Here is a 20,172-nt window from a genome sequence, read left to right on the forward strand (position 1 = left end):
CTTCGGGGGATCCCTGTGAGGCGAGTGTTGTTCGGTGCGTTCCTGTTCGGCGTCTGCATGGCCGCATCGGCCCAGACGGCGTGGCCCAGCTACATGGGCGATCTTCCGCGGGCGGTTTCGGAGAGCAGCGTGGCCGCCGAGTTGCCGCCGCAGGCGGCCGCTCTGGCACAGCAGGCCACCGCGCCCGCCGGGCTTGCACAGTGGGGCGGCATCTGGAGCGGCTGGGCCTGTCGCACGGCGGGTTGCGACATCAAGGTTGCCGTTCGCGACCTTTCCGCCGAAGGCGCGACCGTCACCTATGTCGGCGCCAGCCCGCTGCAGACGGTCGTCGACGAAGCCGCCGGCCGCTTCGAGAACAACGAACTCCACGTGCCCCTGAAAACCGGCGCCGAGCTCGTGCTGCGCCTGCGCAAGGACGGCGACATGGAGCTGGGCATCTGGCGGCCGCAGGCGCAGCTGTTGTCCGTGGGCCTGCTGTCGCGGCGCCCGCCCGCCTATGCGCGCCGCGTCGAATGGCAGGACACCCCGTTCACCGAGAACGGCAAGCCCGTGCGCCTGGAGATGGTCGTGCACCGGCCCGAAGGCGACGGACCCTTTCCCACCCTTGTGATGAACCACGGCTCGACCGGCATGGGCAATCGCCCGGAGTGGTTCGGCTTGACGTGGACAAGCCCGGAGGTGAGCGCCTTCTTCGTCGCACGCGGCTGGCAGGTCATCTATCCGCAGCGCCGTGGCCGCGGCCACTCGGAAGGGCTGTACGACGAGGGTTTCGAAACGGACCGCTCGCGCTACTCGTGCCAGGCGGCGTTGTCGCTGCCCGGCGCCGACCGCGCGCTGGCAGACATCCAGGTGGTCATGGCGCACATCCGCCAGCGCAGCGATGTGGACCCGCGGCGCGTGGTGATCGGCGGCGTGTCGCGGGGCGGCATTCTCGCAACCGCCTATGCGGGCCAGCATCCGCAGGAGGTGGTGGGCGCGATCAACTTCGTCGGTGGCTGGATCGGCGCGTTGTGCCCGGACGCAGCCAAGGTGAACGGCGAGTTGTTCACGCGCGGCGCTGCCTTCCCGGGGCCGACGCTCTGGCTGTATGGCGAGGCAGACCCTTACTACCCCGTTGCCCACAGCCGGGCCAACTTCAAGGTGTTCGAGGCGGCCGGCGGAAAAGGCGTGTTCGAGGTGCTCATGCCGCCGAAGGGGCTGGACGGCCACAGCACCTACACCGTGCAACGCCTGTGGGGCGCGTCGATGGATGCGTACCTGGCGTCGATTCGCTGAGCGCGCGGGCGCTTGCCGCCGGCCCCTGATGCGTGGCCCTGCTGTCGGGCATGTGCGCCACGCCATGCGCGGTCACGGCTGACACGGCCAGGTCGAAGTCGGTGCAACCATCGAGGCTCATTCAAAAACCTGGAGGGACCGCCCGATGAACAAGGCACTGATCGCCATCGCCACTTCGCTGACCTTGCTTGCCGCCGGCTCGGCGAGCGCGCAGATCGGCAAGGCCGCCTCCGAGGCGACCGACGCCGCGCAGCACAAGATCGACGAGAAGCAGGCCGACAGCAAGGCCAAGAAGAGCGGCCCGGTGGGCAAGGCCGTGAACAACGTGAAGTCGGGCTATCACAAGAACCGCTCGAAGGCTTCGGCCGACAAGGCGAAGAAGGCACTGAAGGGCGAGGGCTGATCCTCTCCCTCCATCTCCCTCCAGCGAGTTCTTCAAGGGGGCTCTTGTAGCCCCCTGAGGTCCGGCTACTTCGCTCCGGCAGCGGCCTCGGCCGCTTCCCGCGCGCGCACGACAGTCGTCGTCTCCCCCGCAAACCCCCAGTCGTCGGTGTTGATCTCATCGATCACCACATGCGTGAGCTCCGGCTTCTTGCCGAGCACGCGCTGCAGCGTGTCGGTGATCTCCGCGATCACGGTGGCTTTCTGTTCGCGCGTGACACCGTCGCGCGTGATGCGTACGTTGACGTAAGGCATGGTGTGTTCCTTCGCTTCTTCGCTTGTTCGCTTGTTCGCGTTTCTTCGTTCTTGCTGCTGAAACTCAGGCCGTGAAGTTGCCCGCACTGGCCGCGCCGTCCACCGGCAGCACCACGCCGCTGGTGAAGCCCGCGTTCACGAGGTAGATCACCGCGTCGGCAATCTCGTCGACCGTGCCCAGGCGGCCGGTCGGTTGCAGCGTCTTCAGGAAGCCGTGCGACTCGGGCGAGTGCATCGGGCTGTCGATGATGCCGGGGGCCACCGCGTTCACGCGCACGCCATGCGGCGCGAGCTCGAGCGCCAGCGCGCGCGTGGCCGCATTCAACCCGCCCTTGAGCAGCACCGCCATGAACGCCGGCACATTGCTGCGCGGCTGCAGCGCGATCGACGCCGTGATGTTCACGATGGCGCCCGCACCCCGGCCGATCATGTGGCGCGCGGCGGCCTGCGACGCGAAGATGGTGCCCTTCACGTTGGTGGCAATCTGCTGCTCGATTTCCTCGGGCGTGAACTCCACGAAGGGCTTGGGCAGGAAGATGCCCGCGTTGTTGACCAGCGCATCGACGCCGCCGAAGCGCGACACCGCCTGGTCGACAACGGCCTGCGCAACGCGCGGGTCGGCAATGTCGCCGGCTACGCCGGCAAAGCGGTCGCCGGCGCCGAAGTGGCTGGCGGCTTCCTTCAGGCGGGCGTCGCTGCGTGCGTTGCCGACCACGTTCCAGCCGTCGGCCAGCAGACGGCGGGCAATGGCAAAGCCGATGCCGCTGCTGGCGCCGGTCACGACAGCGGTCTTGCCGCTGGTTTGGGTCTGGGTGCTCATGGTGAATTTCCTTCCGGTGTGCGGGCCGCGAGATGCGGTTCCGTCGTGGAAGGAAGTGTGGATTCGCTCGACTAAAGAGTGAATAGCCGCTGTCCGGCGAATACTCTTCCGTACGTCGAGCGAATCAGCCGCAAATCAACCGCAAAGCAGCCGGAAATCAGGCGCTCTTCGGCCTCGGCGCCGGTCTGGGCTTGCCCGCCTTCCGCGGCGCCTCGGCCTTCGGCGCGCAGTCTTGCGCCCACTCGGCGAACCTTGCCCGCAGCTTGGGCAGCGCGAAGTCGACGAAGGCCCGCACCTTGGGCACCGACAGGCGCCCGTGCGGCGACACCAGGTGCACCGGCAGCGGCGGCGCCTCGTCCTGCGCGAGGATGATGCGCAGCCGCCCGTTGGCCACCTCCTCGGCCACGTGGTACGAGAACGAGCGCAGCACGCCGCGCCCCTCCACTGCCGAGGCCACCGCCCCGCGCAGGCTGTTCACGATGAAGCGCGGCGTGAACTGCACCGTGCGCGGCATGGTGGAGCCGGCCTGCGGCGGAAAGCTCCACGAGTCGATGCCGAAGTGCGTCATGGCCACCACCTGGTGCTGCGCAATGTCCGCCGGCTGCACGATGGGGTCGTTGCGCGCCAGGTAGCGCGGCGACGCCGTGATCACGCGGCGCACCTCGCCCACGGGCAGCGCCACCAGCGTGGAGTCGGCCAGGTGCGCGATGCGCAGCGCCACGTCGATGCCCTCGTCGATCAGGTTGGCCGGCCGGTCGAGCAGGTGCAGGCGCACCGACACGGTCGGGTGCGCGTTCATGAACTCGTCGAGGACGGGCCGCAGCAGCGCTTCGCCCACCGCCACCGCCGCGGTCACGGTGAGCCGGCCACGTGGCGCCGAGCGCTCGCCGGCGGCCGCGATGTCGGCTTCTTCCAGGTCGGTGAGGATGCGGCGGCACGCCACCGCGTAACGCTCGCCGGCATCGCTCAGCCTTATGGAGCGGGTCGTGCGGTGCAGCAGCTCCGCGCCCACATGCGTCTCCAGGAACGCGATGGCGCGGCTCACCGCGGCGGGCGACTTGCCCAGCTTGCGCCCCGCGCCGGCCAGGCTGCCCTCGGCCAGCGCGGCAACGAAGACCTTCATGGCGTCGATGCGGTCCATGATTCTTCCTCTTTTCGAAATACTGAATGCCCAAGCATAGGGATTCACTCGCGCGCCGGCAATTCGTAGCATCGAATCTCCGATTTGCTGGAGAGTTCTGGAGCTTCCCGATGTCCGCGATCCCACGCATTGCCGTTGACGCAGCGGCCACCCTCTCGCACCGCGAGGCACCACAGGTGCCACACGTGCCGCTCTGGCGCACCATCTTCGCGGGCTTCTGCGCCACCCTCGTCGGCCTGGGGCTGGCGCGCTTCGGCTACACGCCGCTGCTGCCGGCCATCATCGACGCGCACTGGTTCAGCGCCTCCGCCGCCACCTACCTGGGCGCGGCCAACCTCGTGGGCTACCTGGCGGGCGCGCTGCTGGGCGGGCCGATGTCGGCGCGCTGGCCGGTGCGCAGCGTGCTGCGCGCCATGATGCTGGTCACCGCCGCGTCGCTGCTGGCCTGCGCATGGCCGGTGGACTTCGCGTGGTTCTTCACCTGGCGCATCGTCTCCGGCATTGCCGGCGGCGCGCTGATGGTGCTGGCCGCGCCCGTCGTGCTCGCGCATGTGCCGGCGCAGCAACGCGGCGTGGCCAGCGGGCTGATCTTCGCGGGCGTGGGGCTCGGCATTGCGGCCTCGGGCACGCTGGTGCCGCTGCTGCTGCGCCAGGGCCTCACGGCAACGTGGATCGGCCTTGCCGTGCTCGCGCTGCTGCTCACGGTCGTCTCATGGCAAGGCTGGCCCACCGCGGCGCCTGCGCAGGCTGCGGCTGCGGCGCATGCCACGAATGCCAAGGCGGCGCGGCCGGCGCGGTCAGCACTGGCCAGCGGCGCGCTCATCGCCCTCATGGCGTCTTACGCGCTCAACGCCGTGGGCCTCGTGCCGCACATGATCTTCCTGGTGGACTACGTCGCGCGTGGCCTTGGGCAGGGCCTGGCCGCCGGTGCGCAGTACTGGGTGCTGTTCGGCATCGGCGCCATCGTCGGCCCGGTGCTGTGCGGCCACCTGGCCGACCGCGCGGGCTTCGGCCCCGCGTTGCGCATCGCCTTCGCCGTGCAGGCCGTGGCGCTGGCGCTGCCCGCGCTCGGGCTGGTGGCGCACGGCGGGCTCATCGTGTCGAGCGTGATCGTCGGGGCCTTCACGCCGGGCATCGTGCCGCTGGTGCTGGGCCGCGTGCAGGAGCTGCTCGCGCACCACCCGTCGCTGCACAAGGCCGCCTGGAGCCGCGCCACCACCGCCTTCGCGGTGCTGCAGGCCAGCGCGGCGTACGGCATGTCGTGGCTGCTGGGGTACTCGGGCGGGCACTACGCCTGGCTCTTCGCCCTGGGCGGCAGCGCGCTGGTGTTGGGCCTGCTTACAGACCTTGTTGCGGGCAAGCTGCACCGCGGCCGGTGAGCGCATGGGCCGCACTACACTGCGGCCATGCACGGAACGAAGTTGCCCGAACGTGGCCTGCAGCCTGTGGTCGAGCTCCGCAAGGAGGGCGCCACGTACGCCTATTCCGTTCGCGCGCCCCGCTCCAAGGGCGTGATACCCCCCAGCTCGTACAGCAACAGCGGCTTTGCCACGCTGGCCGATTGCCTTCGCGACGTGGCCCGGGCACTGGGCGGCGACTTTCACCGCATCTACGTGCGGCTGGAGGAACACTGCGTGGGCGAGCGCAACATCGCCGAACTGGTGGAGGCCGCCGAGAAGGTTTCCGCCGAGCTGAAGGCCGACTACCGCGCCGCCAGCGCCGCCGAGCAGGCCACCGCCTTCGTTCTCGAAACGGATCGTTTCAGCGGTAGCTGATTTGTGCCCCGGGGAGGCCATGTCCTACCCCGGCTTTGCGTCTTGTGCGGCATCCATGGCCCGTGCGAAGCAGACAAACGCGCCATGGCCACTTACGAGTCCGTCCTGCAGGAGACCGGTCGCTTCGAAGTGGTGGACGCCCGCGAGCGCCCCCACACCATCGTCGAGAGCACCGAGTGCCTGTACCGCGTGAGCATCTCCAAGCGCTACCCGCCCGTGAGGGGCGCGGTGAGCTACAGGTTGCTCGATGGCACACCCGTGCGCCGTTCGCGCCGCGGCTTCTTCGACACGCTCGACGGGTTGAAACGGTTCTTCCTGGTGCATGCGGTGCAGACGCCTGAGTCGGCGTGCTGAGCGGCTGCTGCAGCCCGCAGTGCCGACAGGGCTGAAGCGAGCCAAGACAAGCTAAGGCGAGCTAAGGCAGCGTGCCCGCCATGGCCGCGGCCGTGTCGTAGAACTCCATGAAGTCCGCGATCTTTCCATTGCGCATGCGCAGCACATTCACCAGCGGCGTGTGCACGACCTTGCCCGTGCCGCGGTGCTTCCACGACGTTTCGCCCATCGCCACCACGCGGTCGCCCTGGGCGATGAATTCGTTCATCTGGTAGCTGAGCATTTCCCAGCTGGTGCCGAGTTCGTCGAAGTAGCGTTTCACGTCGGGCTTGGAGCGGCACCCCTGCGTGAACTCGTGGCCGGCGGCTGCGGCGCCCAGCGTTTGCCATTGCACATCGTCTGCCATGAGGGCCATCCAGTTGTCGACGCTCGCGCCGCGCGTTTCGCCCCACTCGGTGAAGCCCTTGGTCAGGGTGGCCACGTTTGCCTCTTCTTCAGCAGTCATGCATGCCTCCAACGGTTTGCCAACGAAAAAGGCGGGCACGCAGGCCCGCCCAGAAACCGGTGACTGGCGCATGGTGCGCGCTTTCGATGGGCTCGGCAATGCGCCGTGGGTCAGAGGGCGGGTTCGGCCCGCGCATCCAGGTGCATGCCCGCATGGAACACCGGCAGCACGAACGCCGCAATCTCTTCCATCGTCTCGTCCAACGGCCGCCGGTTGCGCCGCAGGTGCAGGCCCACGTGCTGCACGCCCGCCGCGTACAGTGCGGCCAGCTCCCGCACCAGCGCATGCCGCCCCATGCGCCCGCCGAAGCGGTAGCGCTCCAGCGGCGCATTGGCATCGTCCGCCAGGTCGAGGTGAATGAAGCTCACGTACGGTTTGCTCTCGCCGGCCACCGCGCGCCATTGCGCCGAGCGCCGCGCGTGGTCTTCCGGCGTGCCGGGGTAGGCGAGGCAGCCGTCCATGTGCTGGCCGATCCACTGCGGCGTTTGCTGCGCGAGGCCGGCCGCCAGCAAGGGCAGGGGAGCGCTCGGGCGCGGCAACAGTTCGATGCCTTCCGGAAGGCTCGCCGCACCCCTGTCGCGCACCATCGCCACCTGTTCCCTGAAGCGCTCGCCGCGCGAAGCAAAGTCGCGCTCGAAGATCGGGTACTCCACCGGCCGGTCGCCACTGGCCACGCCCAGCAGCAGGCGGCCGTTGCTCAGTTGGTCGACCGTGGCGGCCGACTTCAGCGTCAGCACCGGTTCGCGCAGCGGCAGCACCACCGCAGCGGTGCCCAGCAAGATGCGCTCCGTCACGCCTGCCAGGTAGCCCAGGTAGCTGAACACCTCGAACACCTGCGCCGCGTCGCCGAAGGCCGGGTCGTACAGCGGCACGTCGCGCGCCCACAGCGCCCTGAAGCCCAGCCGGTCGGCCAGCTTCGCCAGGCGCGCGTGCTGCGCGATGTCTGGCACGCCGAAGGGGCGGCCCGCGTGGCGGCGGGCGGTGTCGCCCGCGGGGGACCAGTCGTTGTCCAGCGGCAGCTCCAGCCCGATGCTCGGGCCCTCGCCAGCCGTGGCAACCAGCGCCTGCAATGCACCGGCCATCACAGCGCCCCCTTCATCACTTCACGCAAGGTGCCCGCCATGCACACGAACTCCAGCGCGGCCGTGGTGTAGTACGAGCACGAGTGGCCCACGTCGAAGTTGTCGACGTGCACCACCGTGCCCTTGTCGGCCTCTTGCCACGACAGCGCGTAGAGCCCGGCGCCCAGCGGCTCGGCCTGGTAGCGCACCTCGGCCGTCGCGCCCGTGAACGGGCCGGCCGTGACCCGGTAGCGCATCGTCTGGCCGTCGGCGGCGTAGATGTTCAGCGCCGTCATGGTGTCGCCGTAGTGCACTTCGAACGTGCGACCGACGAAGGGCAAGGCAGTCAGAGCGGGCAGTGCGGTAGCCAACTGTTCGGCAGCCATGTCGTTCTTCTTCATGGCGGTGCCGCTCAGTCCCAGGCCGGCGACAGGCCGGCCGGGTCGGTCAGGCGCTCGTTGCGCTCCAGCGCGGCCATTTGCGCCATCTCGGCATCCGTCAGCGTCAGCTGCTGCGCCTTCAGGTTGCCTTCGAGGTTCGCGCGCTTCGTGGACGACGGAATCACCGCGTAGCCCAGCTGCATCGCCCACGCCAGCACCACCTGCGCCGTGGTCGCGTTGTGCGCCTTGGCAATCGCCTCGATCACCGGGTCGGCAATGACCTTGCCGTAGGCCAGCGTCATGTACGAGGTGATGCGAATGCCCTGGCTCTTCGCGAACTCCGCCACCTTGCGGTTCTGCAGGTAGGGGTGCAGCTCGACCTGGTTGGTGGCGATGTTCTGCGCGCCCACCGCCGCAATGGCTTCCTTCATGAGCGCGATGTTGAAGTTGGACACGCCAATGTGCTTCGTGAGCCCCAGCGCCTTGGCCTCGGCCAGCGCGCCCATGAACTCCGCCACCGGCACCGCGTTGCCGGGCGAGGGCCAGTGGATCAGCGTCAGGTCCACATGGTCCGTGCGCAGCTTGGCCAGGCTGTCTTTCAGGCTGGGCACCAGCTTGTCCTTGGCGTAGTTGTCCGTCCAGATCTTGGTGGTGATGAACAGGTCTTTGCGGGCCACGCCGCTTTCGGCAATGGCCTGGCCCACCTCGGCCTCATTGCCGTAGATCTGCGCCGTGTCGATCACGCGGTAGCCCACGCCCAGCCCGTTCTTCACCGAGTCGATGACCACCTGGCCCTTCAGGCGGAAGGTGCCGAGGCCGAAGGCGGGGATGGTTGCGTTGGTGTTGTTGATGGCGGTGTTCGTGTTCATTGGGTGTTGTCCTTGTGCGTTGAAAAATGAAAAGAGAAAAGCGAGCGGGCCGGCCGCTCAGTGCCCCACCGGCACCGGGCCGGAGGCGCGCACCGGAATGCCGGCACGGCGGTCGAGCACGCCGCTCCATTGCGTGAGGGCGAGCGACACCAGCACCACCAGCGCGCCAATCCACGGCGTGTGCATCAGGCCCAGGTGCGTCACGATCAGGCCGCCGGCCCAGGCTGCGCCCGCAATGCCCAGGTTGAAGGCCGCGATGTTCAGGCCCGAGGCCACGTCCACCGCCTGCGGCGTGAAGCGCTCTGCCTGCTTCACCACGTACACCTGCAGGCCCGGCACGTTGCCGAAGGCCACCGCGCCCCACATCAGCACCGCCACCAGCGCCAGCCACTTGTGCGGCGCCGCGAAGTTGAAGACCAGCAGCACCGCGGCCAGCAGCGCGAAGATGATCTTCAGCGCCGGAATGGGGCCCAGCCGGTCGGCCAGCTTGCCGCCCCAGATGTTGCCCACCGCCACCGAGATGCCGTACACCAGCATCACCCAGCCCACGGCACCGGCGCTGAAGCCAGACACGTCGGTGAGGATCGGCGCCAGAAACGTGAACGGAATGAACGAGCCGCCGTAGCCAATGGCCGTCTTGGCATACACCAGCAGCAGGCGCGGCTCCGCCAGCACCTTGGCTTGCTGCGCCAGCGAGGCCGGCGGCGTGTGGCGGATGTTGCCCGGCACAAAGATCCAGCTGCCGATGAACGCGACCACGCCCAGCGCCGACACGGCCAGGAAAGTCTCGCGCCAGCCAAAGTGCTGCCCGATGAACGTGCCCAGCGGCACGCCAGTGACCAGCGCCACCGTGAGGCCCGTGAACATGATGGCAATGGCGCTCGCGGCCTTTTCCTTGGGCACCAGGCCAGTGGCAATGGTCGAGCCGATGGAGAAGAACACGCCGTGCGCCAGGCCCGTGAGCACGCGGGCGGCAATCAGCGATTCATAGCTGGGTGCCTTCCACGCCAGCAAGTTGCCGACCGTGAAGAGCGCCATCAAGCCCAGCAGCAGCGCCTTGCGCGGCAGCTTGCCCGTGAGGGCGGTGAGCACCGGCGCGCCGATGGCGACGCCCAGTGCGTAGAGGCTGACCAAGAGGCCGGCGGAGGGAAGGCCGATGCCGAGGTCGGCGGCGACGGTGGGGATGAGGCCAACGATGACGAACTCGGTCGTCCCGATGGCGAAGGCGCTGAGGGTCAGCGCGAGTAAGGCGATTGGCATGAGAGCACTCCTTCTTGGGTTAGGAGGAGTGTCTTGCGGTTACCTTTGCGGATAAATGGGGGTTGGGGCAGAAGATAGTTGCGCTTACGTCAACAGTCAGTTCAAGCTTCGTTCGCGCTCCGTTGCGCGGATGAGCCTAGAAAGGTGAAAGCTGGCCAGCTTGACGTCTTCCGGTGAAAGTCGCGCCGGCTCGTTTTGAAGGAATGAGGGCAGCGCCTTGGGTTCCAAGACCCATAGATCGCGAAAGCCACCCGAGTTAGCAACAAACCAACCTGGGAACACGATCACTGGACGTGCCTCAAACGTCCGTCCAGTGCTCTGCAAAAGCAGCTGCTTCAGCCAGCTTGCTTGGGCTTTAGCCTGAACAATAGGGTCTCGATCTGGCGAGAACGATCCGATCTTGAGAGTCTGCCCATCAAAGACCACCTCCGCGTTGCCAGACGCGGGTTTGCTCCAAGTCTTTGTCTCGACGGTAAAAACTCCGGGTGGCCCGATTAATACGTGGTCAACGTTGAAGCCATCGCCCACTACGTCGTGAAAAACATGAAATCCGTCTTGGCGCAAGCGCTCCAGAAATTGCCCAACGACTTTCTCGCCTTCTATCGCCTGCCGTAGGCTCCGAAGCCTGGGTAGATTTCTGTATATGCGAAAAACCGCATATGCAATTCCAAATCCAGCGCCGATCGAAAAAATAATCGGGCTTGGCGTCACATTGAAATAAAGCCGGTACCACTCTAGTCCGGCAAGAAGCATCAGAAAAAGCGCCAACATCAATGGTTGCGACACCGTGTTTTCGAGCAGTTCTTCGCGTTCCTCGGCGACGGATTGCCCAGGTGTCCGTAATGGCTTATCTTTGAGTGGCGAGCGTGTTTTAGGTTTCATGTTGGAACGTTCGTCTCAAATCAATAGTCGGCCTTTTTTGATAGAAATCAAAAACAGGCAATCAATACATGGGGGCATCGATTTTTATTTTCTAAAGATGGACACGACAGCCGATCGTTCACCGTTGAGTTGTTGGGCTGGCTGCACTGGCGTCCTTGAGGCTCGCAATGTTGCCAGCTCCACAACTTCTGAAGAGGTGTTGAAGTAATTGTCACGCAGGCCACAAAGTTTCTCCACGTCGCCAGGGGAAAAACCTAAATAGCGTGGAATTCCTTCAGTAGGTAAAACGCCTTCACTGATTAGCAGTTCTACTGTTCGACGAAGTAGTCTCGGAGCTTCAGGCTTCCACTTGTCATCGCCAGGTTCAGCCTTTGAGCCCCACCGAGCGGAGCGCCGCTTGAAAAGAACGAGCTTTTCGTCATCGCTAAGCAAGCCGAGGGCATGTAAGCGCATCATCATTGCAGCAACAGACGCTCCCCAGCGCTGTTTCAGAATGAGTAGATTGTCCAAATTTGTTGGCACTCGCACTTCTGTAGCGAAAGTCTCAGCGGGAAGCAGCAGCGCACCGGCAAAACGGTGCGCTTGTTTTTCCATCTGGTTATAGCGGTCGCGCTCCTCTGCTCTGGGGACATGCTTGTGTAGAACAAGATGTCCAATCTCATGAGCCAAATCAAAGCGACTGCGAAATGCATTGGCCTTATCCGCTGAAAGTAGCACGATCGGATTGCCCAAAAGTGAACTCCAACTAGATAGACCTTCGATGGCGGAAATTTCAGTTTCCTCGCGCACAACGATGATGCCTGCGCTTTCTGACGCTAGAGCTAAATCATGAATGGGGCCATTGCCTAATTGCCAGAGTTGACGACACTCTTCCGCGGCGGCTTCGATATCGGCATCATTGATTTGCTCAGGGTCCTCAAAATCGCGCTGAGGCAAATTGACCTTTGGGTAGTCCACATGCTCGGAAAGCAGCACCGCGATTTCTTGCGCCCATTCGGTTCGTGCCTCGAGCTTGGCGCGAGCAGCTTTGAGAGCGGATGCGTTACTGCGATAAAGCGGCGCAGATACAGGTTGCAGCATCGGGCGGGTAAGCCATTCCGTCCGTACGTTAAGAGCGGATGCAATACGCTCAAACGTTTCCGCTTCTGGCGCTTGATCGCCTTTGCACCACTTTGTGACTGTGGATGCCGCTACGTCGACAAGGCTTGCGAGTTGGCCTTTGGTGAAGCCTCGTGCCGAAAGCGCTTGTTCAAGTCGTGCGGGCTGCAGTTCATCGATTCCCTTGGTCATCGTCGGTTTTCTTCTTTGGCTGTGCCTTGAGTTTTGGCACCGCTGTGTCAGGCTGGACCGTTGTGTTGGTCTGGTCGTAGAGTTTGATGAAGTCGGTCATGGTGCTGATGTAGAGCCAAGACTTCATGTCGGGCGCTGGTAGAGACACCATCACCTCTGTCAACTGAGCTATCCCATTGCCGTCAACACCATCCATTACCCCGAGGATGAAGATGGTGCCGGCTGCCACTTCGCGAGGTTGCGCGAAAAGATCAGCTTGGACATATTTCCGGTTGATGTTGTCGTTGAGTTCTGCGAGCTTGATGCGCGTTGCACTGCGGCGCAGATTGATCCACTTATGTCCCGGAACGTTCAACCTGACGATGCTGAAAATTCCTAGCCGTCCCACTACCAGTCGTGTGCCGCAAAGTGGAGTTGGCTCTGCTCCATGGGCTAGCAACGCCTCATGGAACGTTTCGTTAATGAAAAAGTGCTTGTTTTGTCCGGCGATGGAAGGCTTGTGCCCCGGCGCAAAGGCCGCAGAATGTTGACGCCCTTGATGATCCCCTGCGTAGTAAGCGTCCTCAAAAGCCATGAGGGCGTCACGAGGAATATTTCTAACAATGAGCTGTTCAAGCTTTTTGGTGCCTGCAGACGGAGTGCGCATGCGTAAATCCCGATCTTTTGTTTCGAGTGGCGGGAATCGTACATCAAAAAGTTTCGTGTGGCGGGATTTTTACGATCTGTTTTTCGTGCGGATCTATGAGATTTCGCTGGCGAGGAATGAACGGATGGTGGCCGATGCGGCGAATCACTGGCACTTTGACCTTGCCCCGTGCGGCAGCGCCCCCTAGATATACTGCGCCCCGTCGCGCTAGGTTGCGCGGCCGGGTTTGGAAGCCTGAAGAACTCTGCGCAACTTGGAGTCCATTTCATGGCTGAATCCGCTCGCGCGCACGCGCAATCCCGTAGTGCTTCCACTTCCCCCAACCTCGCGTCACCCACCCTCGACGACCTCGCCCTTCAAACCTGCGACGACGCCGACACCCTCCACGAGGTCATGCACGCCTACACCGCGCTGGAAAAGCTCGTGGACACCGCCGCCCTGAACGACAGCGAGGTGCTCGCCACCAACCGCACCGAGCTGAGCGCCTTGCTGCGCCTGCTCAACGAGGCGTTGATGGCGCGCATCGGCACCGTCAACTCAGCCGCCGCCGCCTTGCGCGAGGCGTTGCTGCTGCAGGCGCAAGCCGCGCCCACCCCCGCGTAACCAGTCAGCCAGCTAATTACCAGCTACCAGCAAGCAACCCTCAGGCAGCCGGCCCGCCCGGCTGCCCCGCGTTCTGCGTCTCCGCCAGCAGCCATTGCCTGAACGCCACCACGCGCGGGTCTTCGCTGCTCCCCTGCGGATACACCAGGTGGTACGCATACGTCGGCGCCATGCTCACGCCAATGTCGAACAGCCTCACCAGCCGCCCCTGCGCCAGGTCGGCCGCAATCATGTCCAGGTCGGCCAGCCCCACGGCGCCGCCTTCCATCACGGCCTGCACCACGTAGCCGGAATCTGAAAACCCCACGCACCGGCTGTCGTCGAAGTCGCCGATGCCGGCCGCCGCCATCCACATGCGCCAGTTGGGCCAGGTCATGGTGTCGGTCTTCCAGTCGACGTAGCACAGGGTGTGGTTGAACAGGTCGCGCGGCTCGTTCAGCGGTGGCCCTGTTTCCAAAAGCTTGGGGCTGCACACGGGCACGATGCTCAGCTCGAAGAGCCGGTCGGCGTGCGCGCCTTCGTACTGCCCGGTGCCAAAGCGGATGGCCACGTCGATGTCGTCGGCCTCGAAGCTGCGCAGCGCGTCACTGATGTCGAAGGTCAGCTCCAGCCCCGGGTGGGCGGCCCTGAAGCGCGACAGCTTGGGCAGCAGCCAGTTGGTGGCAAAGCGCGGGCTCAGCGACACGCGCAGGTGCGCCGCGCTGCGGGTGAGCCGGCGGGCTCGGCCGGCGGCGCGGTGCAGGGTGTCCAGCGCGTCGGCGGTGGCCTCGAACAGCACGGCGCCGGCGGGCGTGAGCTGAATGCTGCGGCTGGTGCGGGTGAATAGCACCACGCCCAGCTGGTCTTCAATGTCCTTGATCTGGTAGCTCACGGCCGCGGGCGTGAGCCCCACCTCGTCGGCCGCGCGGGTGAAGTTCAGGTGCCGCGCGGCGGCCTCGAAGGTTCGCAGGGCGCGCGTTCCCGGCAGCATGCGGTGGGGGGTGCTCTGCATGTGGATCTTCAAGCTCCGTTTGATGGTTCGTTGAGAACTACTCGTTTTTCAAGCCGCGCACGGCGGGGGACGATGCAGCCAGTCGAAGAAACGAAGCGACTGGTTGTTTTTGATTGAGCCGATTGGAGTGAATGAATGTCTGCCAGCTTGACCCCGTGCGATGCACGCCCCGGCCCCGGCCTCTGCAATGAAGGCGCCGCTGTCGCCTGCGCTATCGGTGCTGTCGGTGCCGCCACGGGAACCCACCCCGACCCCCTGCACTGGCCCGCGCGCATGTGGATGGCGCTGCTGATCTTCAGCGGCGTGATTCTGCTCGATGGGCTCGACATCTCGATGATCGTGGTGGCAATCCCGCAGATTCAGCAAGAGTTCGGCATGGGCGCTGCCGCGGCGCAGTGGCTGGTCAGCGCGTACATCCTGGCGTTTGGCGGCTTTCTGCTGCTGGGCGGGCGCTGTGCTGATTTGTTCGGCCGCAGGCGGGTGTTGGTGGTGGGGCTGGCGGTGTTTGCGCTGGTGTCGGTGGGCGGCGTGTTTGCCAGCGATGCGGGGCTGTTGATTGCCTCGCGCTTCGCGAAGGGCATGGCCGCGGGCTTCACGGGGCCGGCCGCGATGTCGCTGCTGACGACCACCTTCGCGGAGGGGCCGGCGCGCAACAAGGCGTTCGGCATCTTCAACCTGTTCGAGGCCTCGGGGTACTCGTCGGGCCTGCTGATTGGCGGGCTGCTGGCGGCGCTGAACTGGCGCTACATCTTCGTGCTGCCGATTCCGGTGGCGGTGCTGTTGCTGCTGGCCGCGCTGCGCTATGTGCCGGCCGATGCGCCGCGGCACGCATCGCAGGGCCCGCGGCCGAGGCTGGATGTGGGCGGCGCGCTCACGCTGCTGGCGGGCATGTTGCTGCTGGTGTTCACGGTGGTGTCGGCGCCGGAGGTGGGGTGGGTGTCATGGCGCACGCTGGGCGGGTTCGGGGTGGCGGTGGCGTTGCTGGCGCTGTTCGTGGTCATCGAGCGCACGGTGAAGGAGCCGCTGGTGCGCCTGGGCATCTTCCGCAACCGGGGGCTGGTGGCGGCGAACATCAGCGCGGCGCTGCTGTATGGCGGAGCGGCGGGGTTTCAGTTCTTGATGGCGCTGTACCTGCAGAACATCCAGGGCTGGAAGCCGTGGCAGATGGCGCTGGTGCTGTTGCCGGCGGGTCTGATGGTGGTGGTCGTGGGCCCGAAGATCGGCGCGCTCATCAGCCGCTTTGGCGTGACGCGGGTTCTGATGGTGGGGCTGTCGGCCTTTGTGCCGTGCTATCTGCTGATGCTGCGCATGGGGCCGGAGCCTGATTTGTGGGGCGTGCTGTTGCCCGCATCGCTGCTGTGGGGCGTGGGCTTTGCGCTGAGCATCTCGGCGTTGATGGTGGCGGGCACGACGGGCGTGGCCGACGATGAGCAAGGGCTGGCGGCGGGGCTGTTGAACAGTTCGCTGCAGGTGGGCGGGGCGTGTGGGCTGGCGGTGCTGACGGCTGCGATTGCGCCGGGGACTGCGTTGGCGATGCTGTATCCGGGTGTCGGGGTGATCCTGGGGTTTGCTGTGTTGACGCTGTTGGCTCAGGTGATTCGGGGGAAGGGGTAGGGGTGTTGTTGCTGCTGCTGCTGTTCAGGGCGGCGCTCACGCCGACGGGGTACCTTGCTCCGCGAATGTCCCCCGGCCTGCGGCCTCCTCCTTTATTTCGCTGCGCAAGGCACCCCATCGGCGTGAGCGCGTTTGGCGCGGTCTCTTGATTGGCCGGCACGGCGGCCGCGCTCTTTGCGGTCAGCGGCGGGGTTCGATCTGGATGGCGTCGAAGGTCTCTTGCAACCGAGCGGCTTGCTTGAGCGAACCGGTCTTGATCTCCCGGCCGGCGCTGTCCAGGAACCGGGTGTTCGTCTGCACGATGAGCGTCACGGGCACATCGCCACTCGCGTCATGCCACGTCGCCATGAACTCGTACGGCCCCATGCGGGTGCCGCCGAGCCGTGGCATCGCTTGGTCAGAGATGCGTGTGCCTGAACCCGCATCGGTGACCTGGAGCGTGCCGAGCAGGAATTTCTCGAACGCCGGTTTGGCCTTGAGCATCGGCAGCACGTCGGACTTGAAGCTGACGGTGCCGTCGGCGTGGGCGGGTGAGGCGGCAAGGCAGAGGGTGCTGAGTGCGATCAGCATCAGGCGGCAGCGGGGCTTCATGGGCGATGGGGCAGCGAAGTCATTGACGATGTTGGCGAGCGGTCTGCGCGGGTCAATTCCTGCGGGGGCCTTGACGAAGCCTCTGGCTTCGATGCCGCGGCGGGATGGCACTTCGGCAGCTTGTCCAGTTCCTCGGGGCTGATGTAGAGCTGGATGGACGCGAAGTCGTTGTTCTCGCCGCTGCGACTTTTCGGAAAGCGGTACGCCAGACTGTGTACCTCCGCCGGAAGATCGGTGCGCAGCAAGATGCCCAGCGCTCTTCTTGTGTGGATGGCACGCCGTTCGGCCAGCGCCTTTGCCTTGCCCGGAATGCGCCCGGAAGCACCGGTTTCTATGGACATGCTTTTGTATGTAGAGAAAGATGCGTAGGAGCGGTTCAGCCACTGCGAGAGCTTGACGATCTGCGAGCGGTCAAGTTCCGCCGAACCGACCTCGAAACTCACTTGGGTCTGAACGATGTGGCTGCACGCGGTCGCTTGTCCCGCAGCCAGGATCAGGAACATCGGGATCACGAATCTAGCCTGCATACGGTTCTCCCCACACGACATAGCCGGCGATGTTATCGGCGTTGGTCTTCACGCTCTTTGGTTTGGTTTTCACCGCTTGCAGCGACTCGCGGAGCTGATAGATGGTGTCGAGGCTGCTGAAGGTGTCATCGAAATGCGTCACTTCGTGCACGAGGGTCGATAGCTGGGAGTCGAACATGTCGGACGTCCGCCGCAATTCGCAGAAGTCGATGTGAATGGCGATGGTGCGCGTTTGAATGTCGGGTTTGCAGACAGCGGCGACGGCGCCTGTCGGGTGCTCGATGCTGCATCCCACGTGCTTCAAGGCCGTCAGCGAATAGCGGACGAAATTCTTGCCTTCCAGACCGCGTAACACCCGTTCGCAAGCAGAGAGGCCAGTGCGCAAATACTCACGCGTGGACGAGTCGGCCTCGCCAAACCATTGAGCGACGCGAGCTTGGTCGGCACTGTTCCAGCGTTGAAGCTCGGGCAGGCGTTTCTTTGCGATGAGCTCGACGGCCCTGTCTCGAACTTCCATCATCCTGTCGGAGAACGCCTTGTTGGTCATGTTCGGGCAGATGTTCTCGGTCTGCTCGGCTTCAGGTGGATGCGTGACGGCGTCGTCCACTGTTTTCTTGAAGGCCGCCATTTCGGGCTCCGAGGTGATTGCTGCCTTTTGGGCAAGCACCGTCACGGCTGCGGTGACTTCAACCGCGTACGCGTCGTCATCCTCGTAGCTAGAAGACTGCTGCAGCACCGAAAGCAGTGGCTGTGGCACCGGGCAGTGGCAGACCACCACGTCACCTTCCAGCGCCACCTCCGATATGAACCGCGGCCTTCGCGGTCCTCCGGCCTTGGCGATGATGCCGACGCTGTTGCAGCCTTCGCAGTAGGCCCTGCCGCCTATCAACGCAGCCCGGTGGCCGTACAGATCGAACATCGGGCCGGCGTAGGGCAGCACGCGGCCGCCGGGTGCCGGCGGATCGCCGACCACGAGAATTTTTCGCATCATCTTGGAACCTCCCAGTTGTGGTCTGGGGGTTCTAGAAGGACTCGGCCAATGACACTGTGGCCCAGTGTCAACCGGTCAGAAATTTCTCACGCCGAACAAGTTTCAGCGAAACAAGCGTTGCTCAGAGCTCCCAAACCAGCGGCAGCACACCAGCAGCGCCCCCACGTGAGCAGGGCACCGGGTGCTCCCCGCAGCGAAATAAAGGAGGAGCGAAGCGGGGGACATTCGCGGAGGGGAGCACCCGGCGCCCTGAACACGCGCCCTGAAAACGCGCCCCAAAAAAATCAGCCGCGCGCCGGAAAAATGCTCTTCTTCACCAGCGCATGCACCCCCCAGTTGCCATCCACAACCTGCGTGATGCCAAAGTCCACCGCAATCGACATCAACGAAATTGCCTCGTCCTCCCCCAGCCCCTGCGTCGTCATGAGGAAGTGCCGCATCTTGTGATACGCGTCCCTCAGCGCCAGGTCGACCGACGACTTCTTGAAGATCTGGTTTTGCGCATCCGGCCCCAGCTCGGCCAGATAGTTGGCATAGCTGAAACCGTGCAGCAGCCATTCGTCCTGCGTCTCCAGCAGCGGATAACGCAGCTCGGCCAGCGGCGTGCCCGGCAGGCTCGCCTTCTTGTGCAGGATGAGCTGGAACGTGCCCGTCAACGAACATTCGATGGCCGTGCCGCACAGCTCCGAATCGCCTTGTGAGGCATGCGGGTCGCCCACGGTGAACATCGCGCCCGGCGCGGCCACCGGAAAGTACATCGTCGCCCCCTTGCCGATGCGCCAGTTGTCGATGTTGCCGCCCGTGTAGCTCGGCGGAATGGAGCTGACCATGTCGGCCTCCGCCGGCGCCACGCCAATGGTGCCGAAGTGCGGGCGCACCGGCACGCGAATGTTCTTCAGCACGTTCTCGTTCTTGCTGATGGTGCGGTGGTCCACCGGCACGCCGGGGTAGTCGATGGTCGGGTGCACCACGCCGAACGGGTCGGTCTGCGGCGTCCAGCGAAAGTTGTAGACCGCGCGTGCCCAGTTGCGCTCGCCGGTCACGTCCACCTCGTAGATGGTGACCACCTCGCGCTTCCTGGGCTCGGTGAGGGTGTCGCCGTAATGAAAGCCCCAGTTGGCCGCGGCGTTGCTGCCGAAGGCGCGGCCCTTGTACTTGGGGTTGCCCGAGGGGCGGGGCACCACGTCGATGATGCGCACTTCCAGAATGTCGCCCGGCTCGGCGTCTTTCACGCGCACGGGGCCGGTGCAGATGTGCACGCCCTGGCCACCGCCCGCGCCGTTCTTGGCGTCCATGGGGCCGGCGCCGCGCCGGTTGACGCCCTTGCGCTGCTTGTCCCAGAAGAACACGCTCTCCGCGCCCGCGTCGCCCTGCACCATGCGCTCGGCGTCGTCGTTGGCGTGGTGGGTGAGGGTCTCGATGGTCACGTAGTCGCCCGACTCCACCTCCACCACCGGCGTGGCGATCTTGCTGAAGTAGCCCCACAGCACGGTGTTGGCCGCGGCGGGAATGTAGTAGTGGCTGGCCATGTTGCTGCCGGGCTGCGCGCTCGATGCGCCCTGGGCAAATGCCTTGCCTGGCGCCATGGCGCCGGTCAGCGCACCGGCCGACACGGCGCCGCCGCCGACCACCATGGCGTCGCGCAGGAAGGAGCGGCGCGCCACCTGAAACTCTTCCTTGATGAGCTTTTCTTCGGCGGGCGAGGCGCCGTGGCTGCAGGTCGGGCTGCAGATGTGGTCGTACTTGGGGGTGGTCATTCGGGGCGCTCCTTGAAAGCCGGTTGATGTGCGGCCCAGTCTCTAAGCGGTGCGGCGTTTGGGCCTTGTCGGCAGGCGCACAAAAACTTGTAGCGCGGCCGCAGTGGGGCGATTGGCGGGCGAATGCCTTGCATGCCGGCGCCCGGCGCGGTCATAGTCCAGCCC

Annotated in this window: 23 protein-coding genes; 7 read left to right on the forward strand and 16 right to left on the reverse strand. The window is 65.1% G+C overall.

The genetic code is table 11. The features are described 5' to 3' along the window. The first annotated feature begins 57 nt into the window (after positions 1-57). Entirely contained in the window at positions 58-1,275 is a 1,218-nt protein-coding gene (locus tag BM004_RS01140; RefSeq protein WP_143072390.1) for an alpha/beta hydrolase family protein, read from the forward strand. Positions 1,276-1,420: 145 nt separating this feature from the next. Further along, the gene (locus tag BM004_RS01145) at positions 1,421-1,678 is read left to right on the forward strand and encodes a hypothetical protein (protein WP_093210763.1); all 258 of its coding nucleotides are present in this window, start codon (positions 1,421-1,423) and stop codon (positions 1,676-1,678) included. Between the two features lie 65 nt (positions 1,679-1,743). On the opposite strand, the gene BM004_RS01150 is transcribed toward BM004_RS01145, so the two are convergent. From BM004_RS01150 to BM004_RS01160, 3 genes are all read right to left on the reverse strand, one after another. After that, positions 1,744-1,971, reverse strand: coding sequence for a tautomerase family protein (locus tag BM004_RS01150; RefSeq protein WP_093210765.1), 228 nt, complete (start codon positions 1,969-1,971; stop codon positions 1,744-1,746). A gap of 64 nt (positions 1,972-2,035) precedes the next feature. Then, complete coding sequence (locus tag BM004_RS01155; RefSeq protein WP_093210767.1) at positions 2,036-2,791, reverse strand: SDR family NAD(P)-dependent oxidoreductase; 756 nt, start codon at positions 2,789-2,791, stop codon at positions 2,036-2,038. 157 nt (positions 2,792-2,948) lie between these two features. Next, the gene (locus BM004_RS01160) at positions 2,949-3,932 is read right to left on the reverse strand and encodes a LysR family transcriptional regulator (RefSeq protein ID WP_093210769.1); all 984 of its coding nucleotides are present in this window, start codon (positions 3,930-3,932) and stop codon (positions 2,949-2,951) included. Positions 3,933-4,042: 110 nt separating this feature from the next. Between BM004_RS01160 and BM004_RS01165 the strand changes: the two genes are divergently transcribed. The 3 genes from BM004_RS01165 (at position 4,043) to BM004_RS01175 (ending at position 6,061) form a co-directional block, all read left to right on the forward strand. Continuing rightward, positions 4,043-5,311 (forward strand): YbfB/YjiJ family MFS transporter, encoded by a 1,269-nt coding sequence (locus tag BM004_RS01165; RefSeq protein WP_093210771.1) that lies wholly within the window; start codon positions 4,043-4,045, stop codon positions 5,309-5,311. A gap of 27 nt (positions 5,312-5,338) precedes the next feature. Continuing rightward, positions 5,339-5,707, forward strand: coding sequence for a hypothetical protein (locus BM004_RS01170; RefSeq protein WP_093126224.1), 369 nt, complete (start codon positions 5,339-5,341; stop codon positions 5,705-5,707). Between the two features lie 84 nt (positions 5,708-5,791). Beyond that, on the forward strand, positions 5,792-6,061 hold the full coding sequence (locus BM004_RS01175; RefSeq protein WP_093126223.1) for a hypothetical protein: 270 nt from the start codon (positions 5,792-5,794) through the stop codon (positions 6,059-6,061). A 61-nt stretch (positions 6,062-6,122) separates the two neighbouring features. Here the strand turns inward: BM004_RS01175 and BM004_RS01180 are convergent, their stop codons facing one another. From BM004_RS01180 to BM004_RS40545, 8 genes are all read right to left on the reverse strand, one after another. After that, positions 6,123-6,545, reverse strand: coding sequence for a nuclear transport factor 2 family protein (locus tag BM004_RS01180; RefSeq protein WP_177206306.1), 423 nt, complete (start codon positions 6,543-6,545; stop codon positions 6,123-6,125). 110 nt (positions 6,546-6,655) lie between these two features. Next, positions 6,656-7,627: a TIGR03571 family LLM class oxidoreductase gene (locus tag BM004_RS01185; RefSeq protein ID WP_093210776.1), complete on the reverse strand. Its 972-nt coding sequence runs from the start codon at positions 7,625-7,627 to the stop codon at positions 6,656-6,658. After that, positions 7,627-8,007, reverse strand: coding sequence for a MoaF-related domain-containing protein (locus BM004_RS01190; protein ID WP_256219741.1), 381 nt, complete (start codon positions 8,005-8,007; stop codon positions 7,627-7,629). The genes BM004_RS01185 and BM004_RS01190 overlap by 1 nt, the downstream gene beginning before the upstream one ends. A gap of 11 nt (positions 8,008-8,018) precedes the next feature. Further along, positions 8,019-8,855, reverse strand: coding sequence for a 2,5-didehydrogluconate reductase DkgB (dkgB, locus tag BM004_RS01195; RefSeq protein ID WP_093210778.1), 837 nt, complete (start codon positions 8,853-8,855; stop codon positions 8,019-8,021). Between the two features lie 57 nt (positions 8,856-8,912). Then, on the reverse strand, positions 8,913-10,115 hold the full coding sequence (locus tag BM004_RS01200; protein ID WP_093210780.1) for an MFS transporter: 1,203 nt from the start codon (positions 10,113-10,115) through the stop codon (positions 8,913-8,915). Between the two features lie 96 nt (positions 10,116-10,211). Continuing rightward, complete coding sequence (locus tag BM004_RS01205; protein WP_093210782.1) at positions 10,212-10,997, reverse strand: nuclease-related domain-containing protein; 786 nt, start codon at positions 10,995-10,997, stop codon at positions 10,212-10,214. Positions 10,998-11,081: 84 nt separating this feature from the next. Further along, positions 11,082-12,287: an XRE family transcriptional regulator gene (locus BM004_RS01210; protein ID WP_093210784.1), complete on the reverse strand. Its 1,206-nt coding sequence runs from the start codon at positions 12,285-12,287 to the stop codon at positions 11,082-11,084. Beyond that, complete coding sequence (locus tag BM004_RS40545; RefSeq protein ID WP_143072391.1) at positions 12,268-12,933, reverse strand: hypothetical protein; 666 nt, start codon at positions 12,931-12,933, stop codon at positions 12,268-12,270. Before BM004_RS40545 ends, BM004_RS01210 begins: the two co-directional genes overlap by 20 nt. A gap of 267 nt (positions 12,934-13,200) precedes the next feature. On the opposite strand from BM004_RS40545, the gene BM004_RS01220 reads away from it, so the two are divergent. Continuing rightward, positions 13,201-13,536 (forward strand): hypothetical protein, encoded by a 336-nt coding sequence (locus BM004_RS01220; protein WP_093210788.1) that lies wholly within the window; start codon positions 13,201-13,203, stop codon positions 13,534-13,536. A gap of 40 nt (positions 13,537-13,576) precedes the next feature. On the opposite strand, the gene gcvA is transcribed toward BM004_RS01220, so the two are convergent. Further along, positions 13,577-14,527: a transcriptional regulator GcvA gene (gene gcvA, locus BM004_RS01225; RefSeq protein WP_093211947.1), complete on the reverse strand. Its 951-nt coding sequence runs from the start codon at positions 14,525-14,527 to the stop codon at positions 13,577-13,579. Positions 14,528-14,800: 273 nt separating this feature from the next. Between gcvA and BM004_RS01230 the strand changes: the two genes are divergently transcribed. After that, a complete protein-coding gene (locus tag BM004_RS01230; RefSeq protein WP_256219742.1) occupies positions 14,801-16,141 on the forward strand; it encodes an MFS transporter in 1,341 nt (446 codons plus the stop codon). A 180-nt stretch (positions 16,142-16,321) separates the two neighbouring features. Here BM004_RS01230 and BM004_RS01235 read toward each other — a convergent pair whose 3' ends face one another. The 4 genes from BM004_RS01235 to BM004_RS01250 form a co-directional block, all read right to left on the reverse strand. Continuing rightward, positions 16,322-16,711, reverse strand: a complete 390-nt coding sequence (locus BM004_RS01235; protein WP_143072392.1) for a hypothetical protein — start codon at positions 16,709-16,711, stop codon at positions 16,322-16,324. 17 nt (positions 16,712-16,728) lie between these two features. Beyond that, positions 16,729-17,235: an OmpA family protein gene (locus tag BM004_RS01240; protein ID WP_143120465.1), complete on the reverse strand. Its 507-nt coding sequence runs from the start codon at positions 17,233-17,235 to the stop codon at positions 16,729-16,731. Positions 17,236-17,248: 13 nt separating this feature from the next. Then, positions 17,249-18,250 (reverse strand): M35 family metalloendopeptidase, encoded by a 1,002-nt coding sequence (locus BM004_RS01245; RefSeq protein ID WP_093210796.1) that lies wholly within the window; start codon positions 18,248-18,250, stop codon positions 17,249-17,251. 284 nt (positions 18,251-18,534) lie between these two features. Continuing rightward, entirely contained in the window at positions 18,535-20,007 is a 1,473-nt protein-coding gene (locus BM004_RS01250; RefSeq protein WP_093210798.1) for an acetamidase/formamidase family protein, read from the reverse strand. Positions 20,008-20,172 lie beyond the last annotated feature (165 nt).

The sequence above is a fragment of the Variovorax sp. OK212 genome (genome assembly GCF_900112425.1).
Lineage (GTDB): Bacteria > Pseudomonadota > Gammaproteobacteria > Burkholderiales > Burkholderiaceae_C > Variovorax.

Coding starts and splice junctions, on each gene's coding strand:
- BM004_RS01150 (WP_093210765.1), bottom strand. CDS start 1,971: ATGCCTTACGTCAACGTACGCATCACGCGCGACGGTGTCACGCGCGAA.
- BM004_RS01245 (WP_093210796.1), bottom strand. CDS start 18,250: ATGATGCGAAAAATTCTCGTGGTCGGCGATCCGCCGGCACCCGGCGGC.
- BM004_RS01200 (WP_093210780.1), bottom strand. CDS start 10,115: ATGCCAATCGCCTTACTCGCGCTGACCCTCAGCGCCTTCGCCATCGGG.
- BM004_RS01220 (WP_093210788.1), top strand. CDS start 13,201: ATGGCTGAATCCGCTCGCGCGCACGCGCAATCCCGTAGTGCTTCCACT.
- BM004_RS01205 (WP_093210782.1), bottom strand. CDS start 10,997: ATGAAACCTAAAACACGCTCGCCACTCAAAGATAAGCCATTACGGACA.
- BM004_RS01180 (WP_177206306.1), bottom strand. CDS start 6,545: ATGACTGCTGAAGAAGAGGCAAACGTGGCCACCCTGACCAAGGGCTTC.
- BM004_RS01145 (WP_093210763.1), top strand. CDS start 1,421: ATGAACAAGGCACTGATCGCCATCGCCACTTCGCTGACCTTGCTTGCC.
- BM004_RS01170 (WP_093126224.1), top strand. CDS start 5,339: ATGCACGGAACGAAGTTGCCCGAACGTGGCCTGCAGCCTGTGGTCGAG.
- BM004_RS01240 (WP_143120465.1), bottom strand. CDS start 17,235: ATGTTCCTGATCCTGGCTGCGGGACAAGCGACCGCGTGCAGCCACATC.
- BM004_RS01210 (WP_093210784.1), bottom strand. CDS start 12,287: ATGACCAAGGGAATCGATGAACTGCAGCCCGCACGACTTGAACAAGCG.
- BM004_RS01235 (WP_143072392.1), bottom strand. CDS start 16,711: ATGCTGATCGCACTCAGCACCCTCTGCCTTGCCGCCTCACCCGCCCAC.
- BM004_RS40545 (WP_143072391.1), bottom strand. CDS start 12,933: ATGCGCACTCCGTCTGCAGGCACCAAAAAGCTTGAACAGCTCATTGTT.
- BM004_RS01230 (WP_256219742.1), top strand. CDS start 14,801: ATGTGGATGGCGCTGCTGATCTTCAGCGGCGTGATTCTGCTCGATGGG.
- gcvA (WP_093211947.1), bottom strand. CDS start 14,527: ATGCAGAGCACCCCCCACCGCATGCTGCCGGGAACGCGCGCCCTGCGA.
- BM004_RS01155 (WP_093210767.1), bottom strand. CDS start 2,791: ATGAGCACCCAGACCCAAACCAGCGGCAAGACCGCTGTCGTGACCGGC.
- BM004_RS01140 (WP_143072390.1), top strand. CDS start 58: ATGGCCGCATCGGCCCAGACGGCGTGGCCCAGCTACATGGGCGATCTT.
- BM004_RS01250 (WP_093210798.1), bottom strand. CDS start 20,007: ATGACCACCCCCAAGTACGACCACATCTGCAGCCCGACCTGCAGCCAC.
- BM004_RS01160 (WP_093210769.1), bottom strand. CDS start 3,932: ATGGACCGCATCGACGCCATGAAGGTCTTCGTTGCCGCGCTGGCCGAG.
- BM004_RS01185 (WP_093210776.1), bottom strand. CDS start 7,627: ATGGCCGGTGCATTGCAGGCGCTGGTTGCCACGGCTGGCGAGGGCCCG.
- dkgB (WP_093210778.1), bottom strand. CDS start 8,855: ATGAACACGAACACCGCCATCAACAACACCAACGCAACCATCCCCGCC.
- BM004_RS01190 (WP_256219741.1), bottom strand. CDS start 8,007: ATGAAGAAGAACGACATGGCTGCCGAACAGTTGGCTACCGCACTGCCC.
- BM004_RS01175 (WP_093126223.1), top strand. CDS start 5,792: ATGGCCACTTACGAGTCCGTCCTGCAGGAGACCGGTCGCTTCGAAGTG.
- BM004_RS01165 (WP_093210771.1), top strand. CDS start 4,043: ATGTCCGCGATCCCACGCATTGCCGTTGACGCAGCGGCCACCCTCTCG.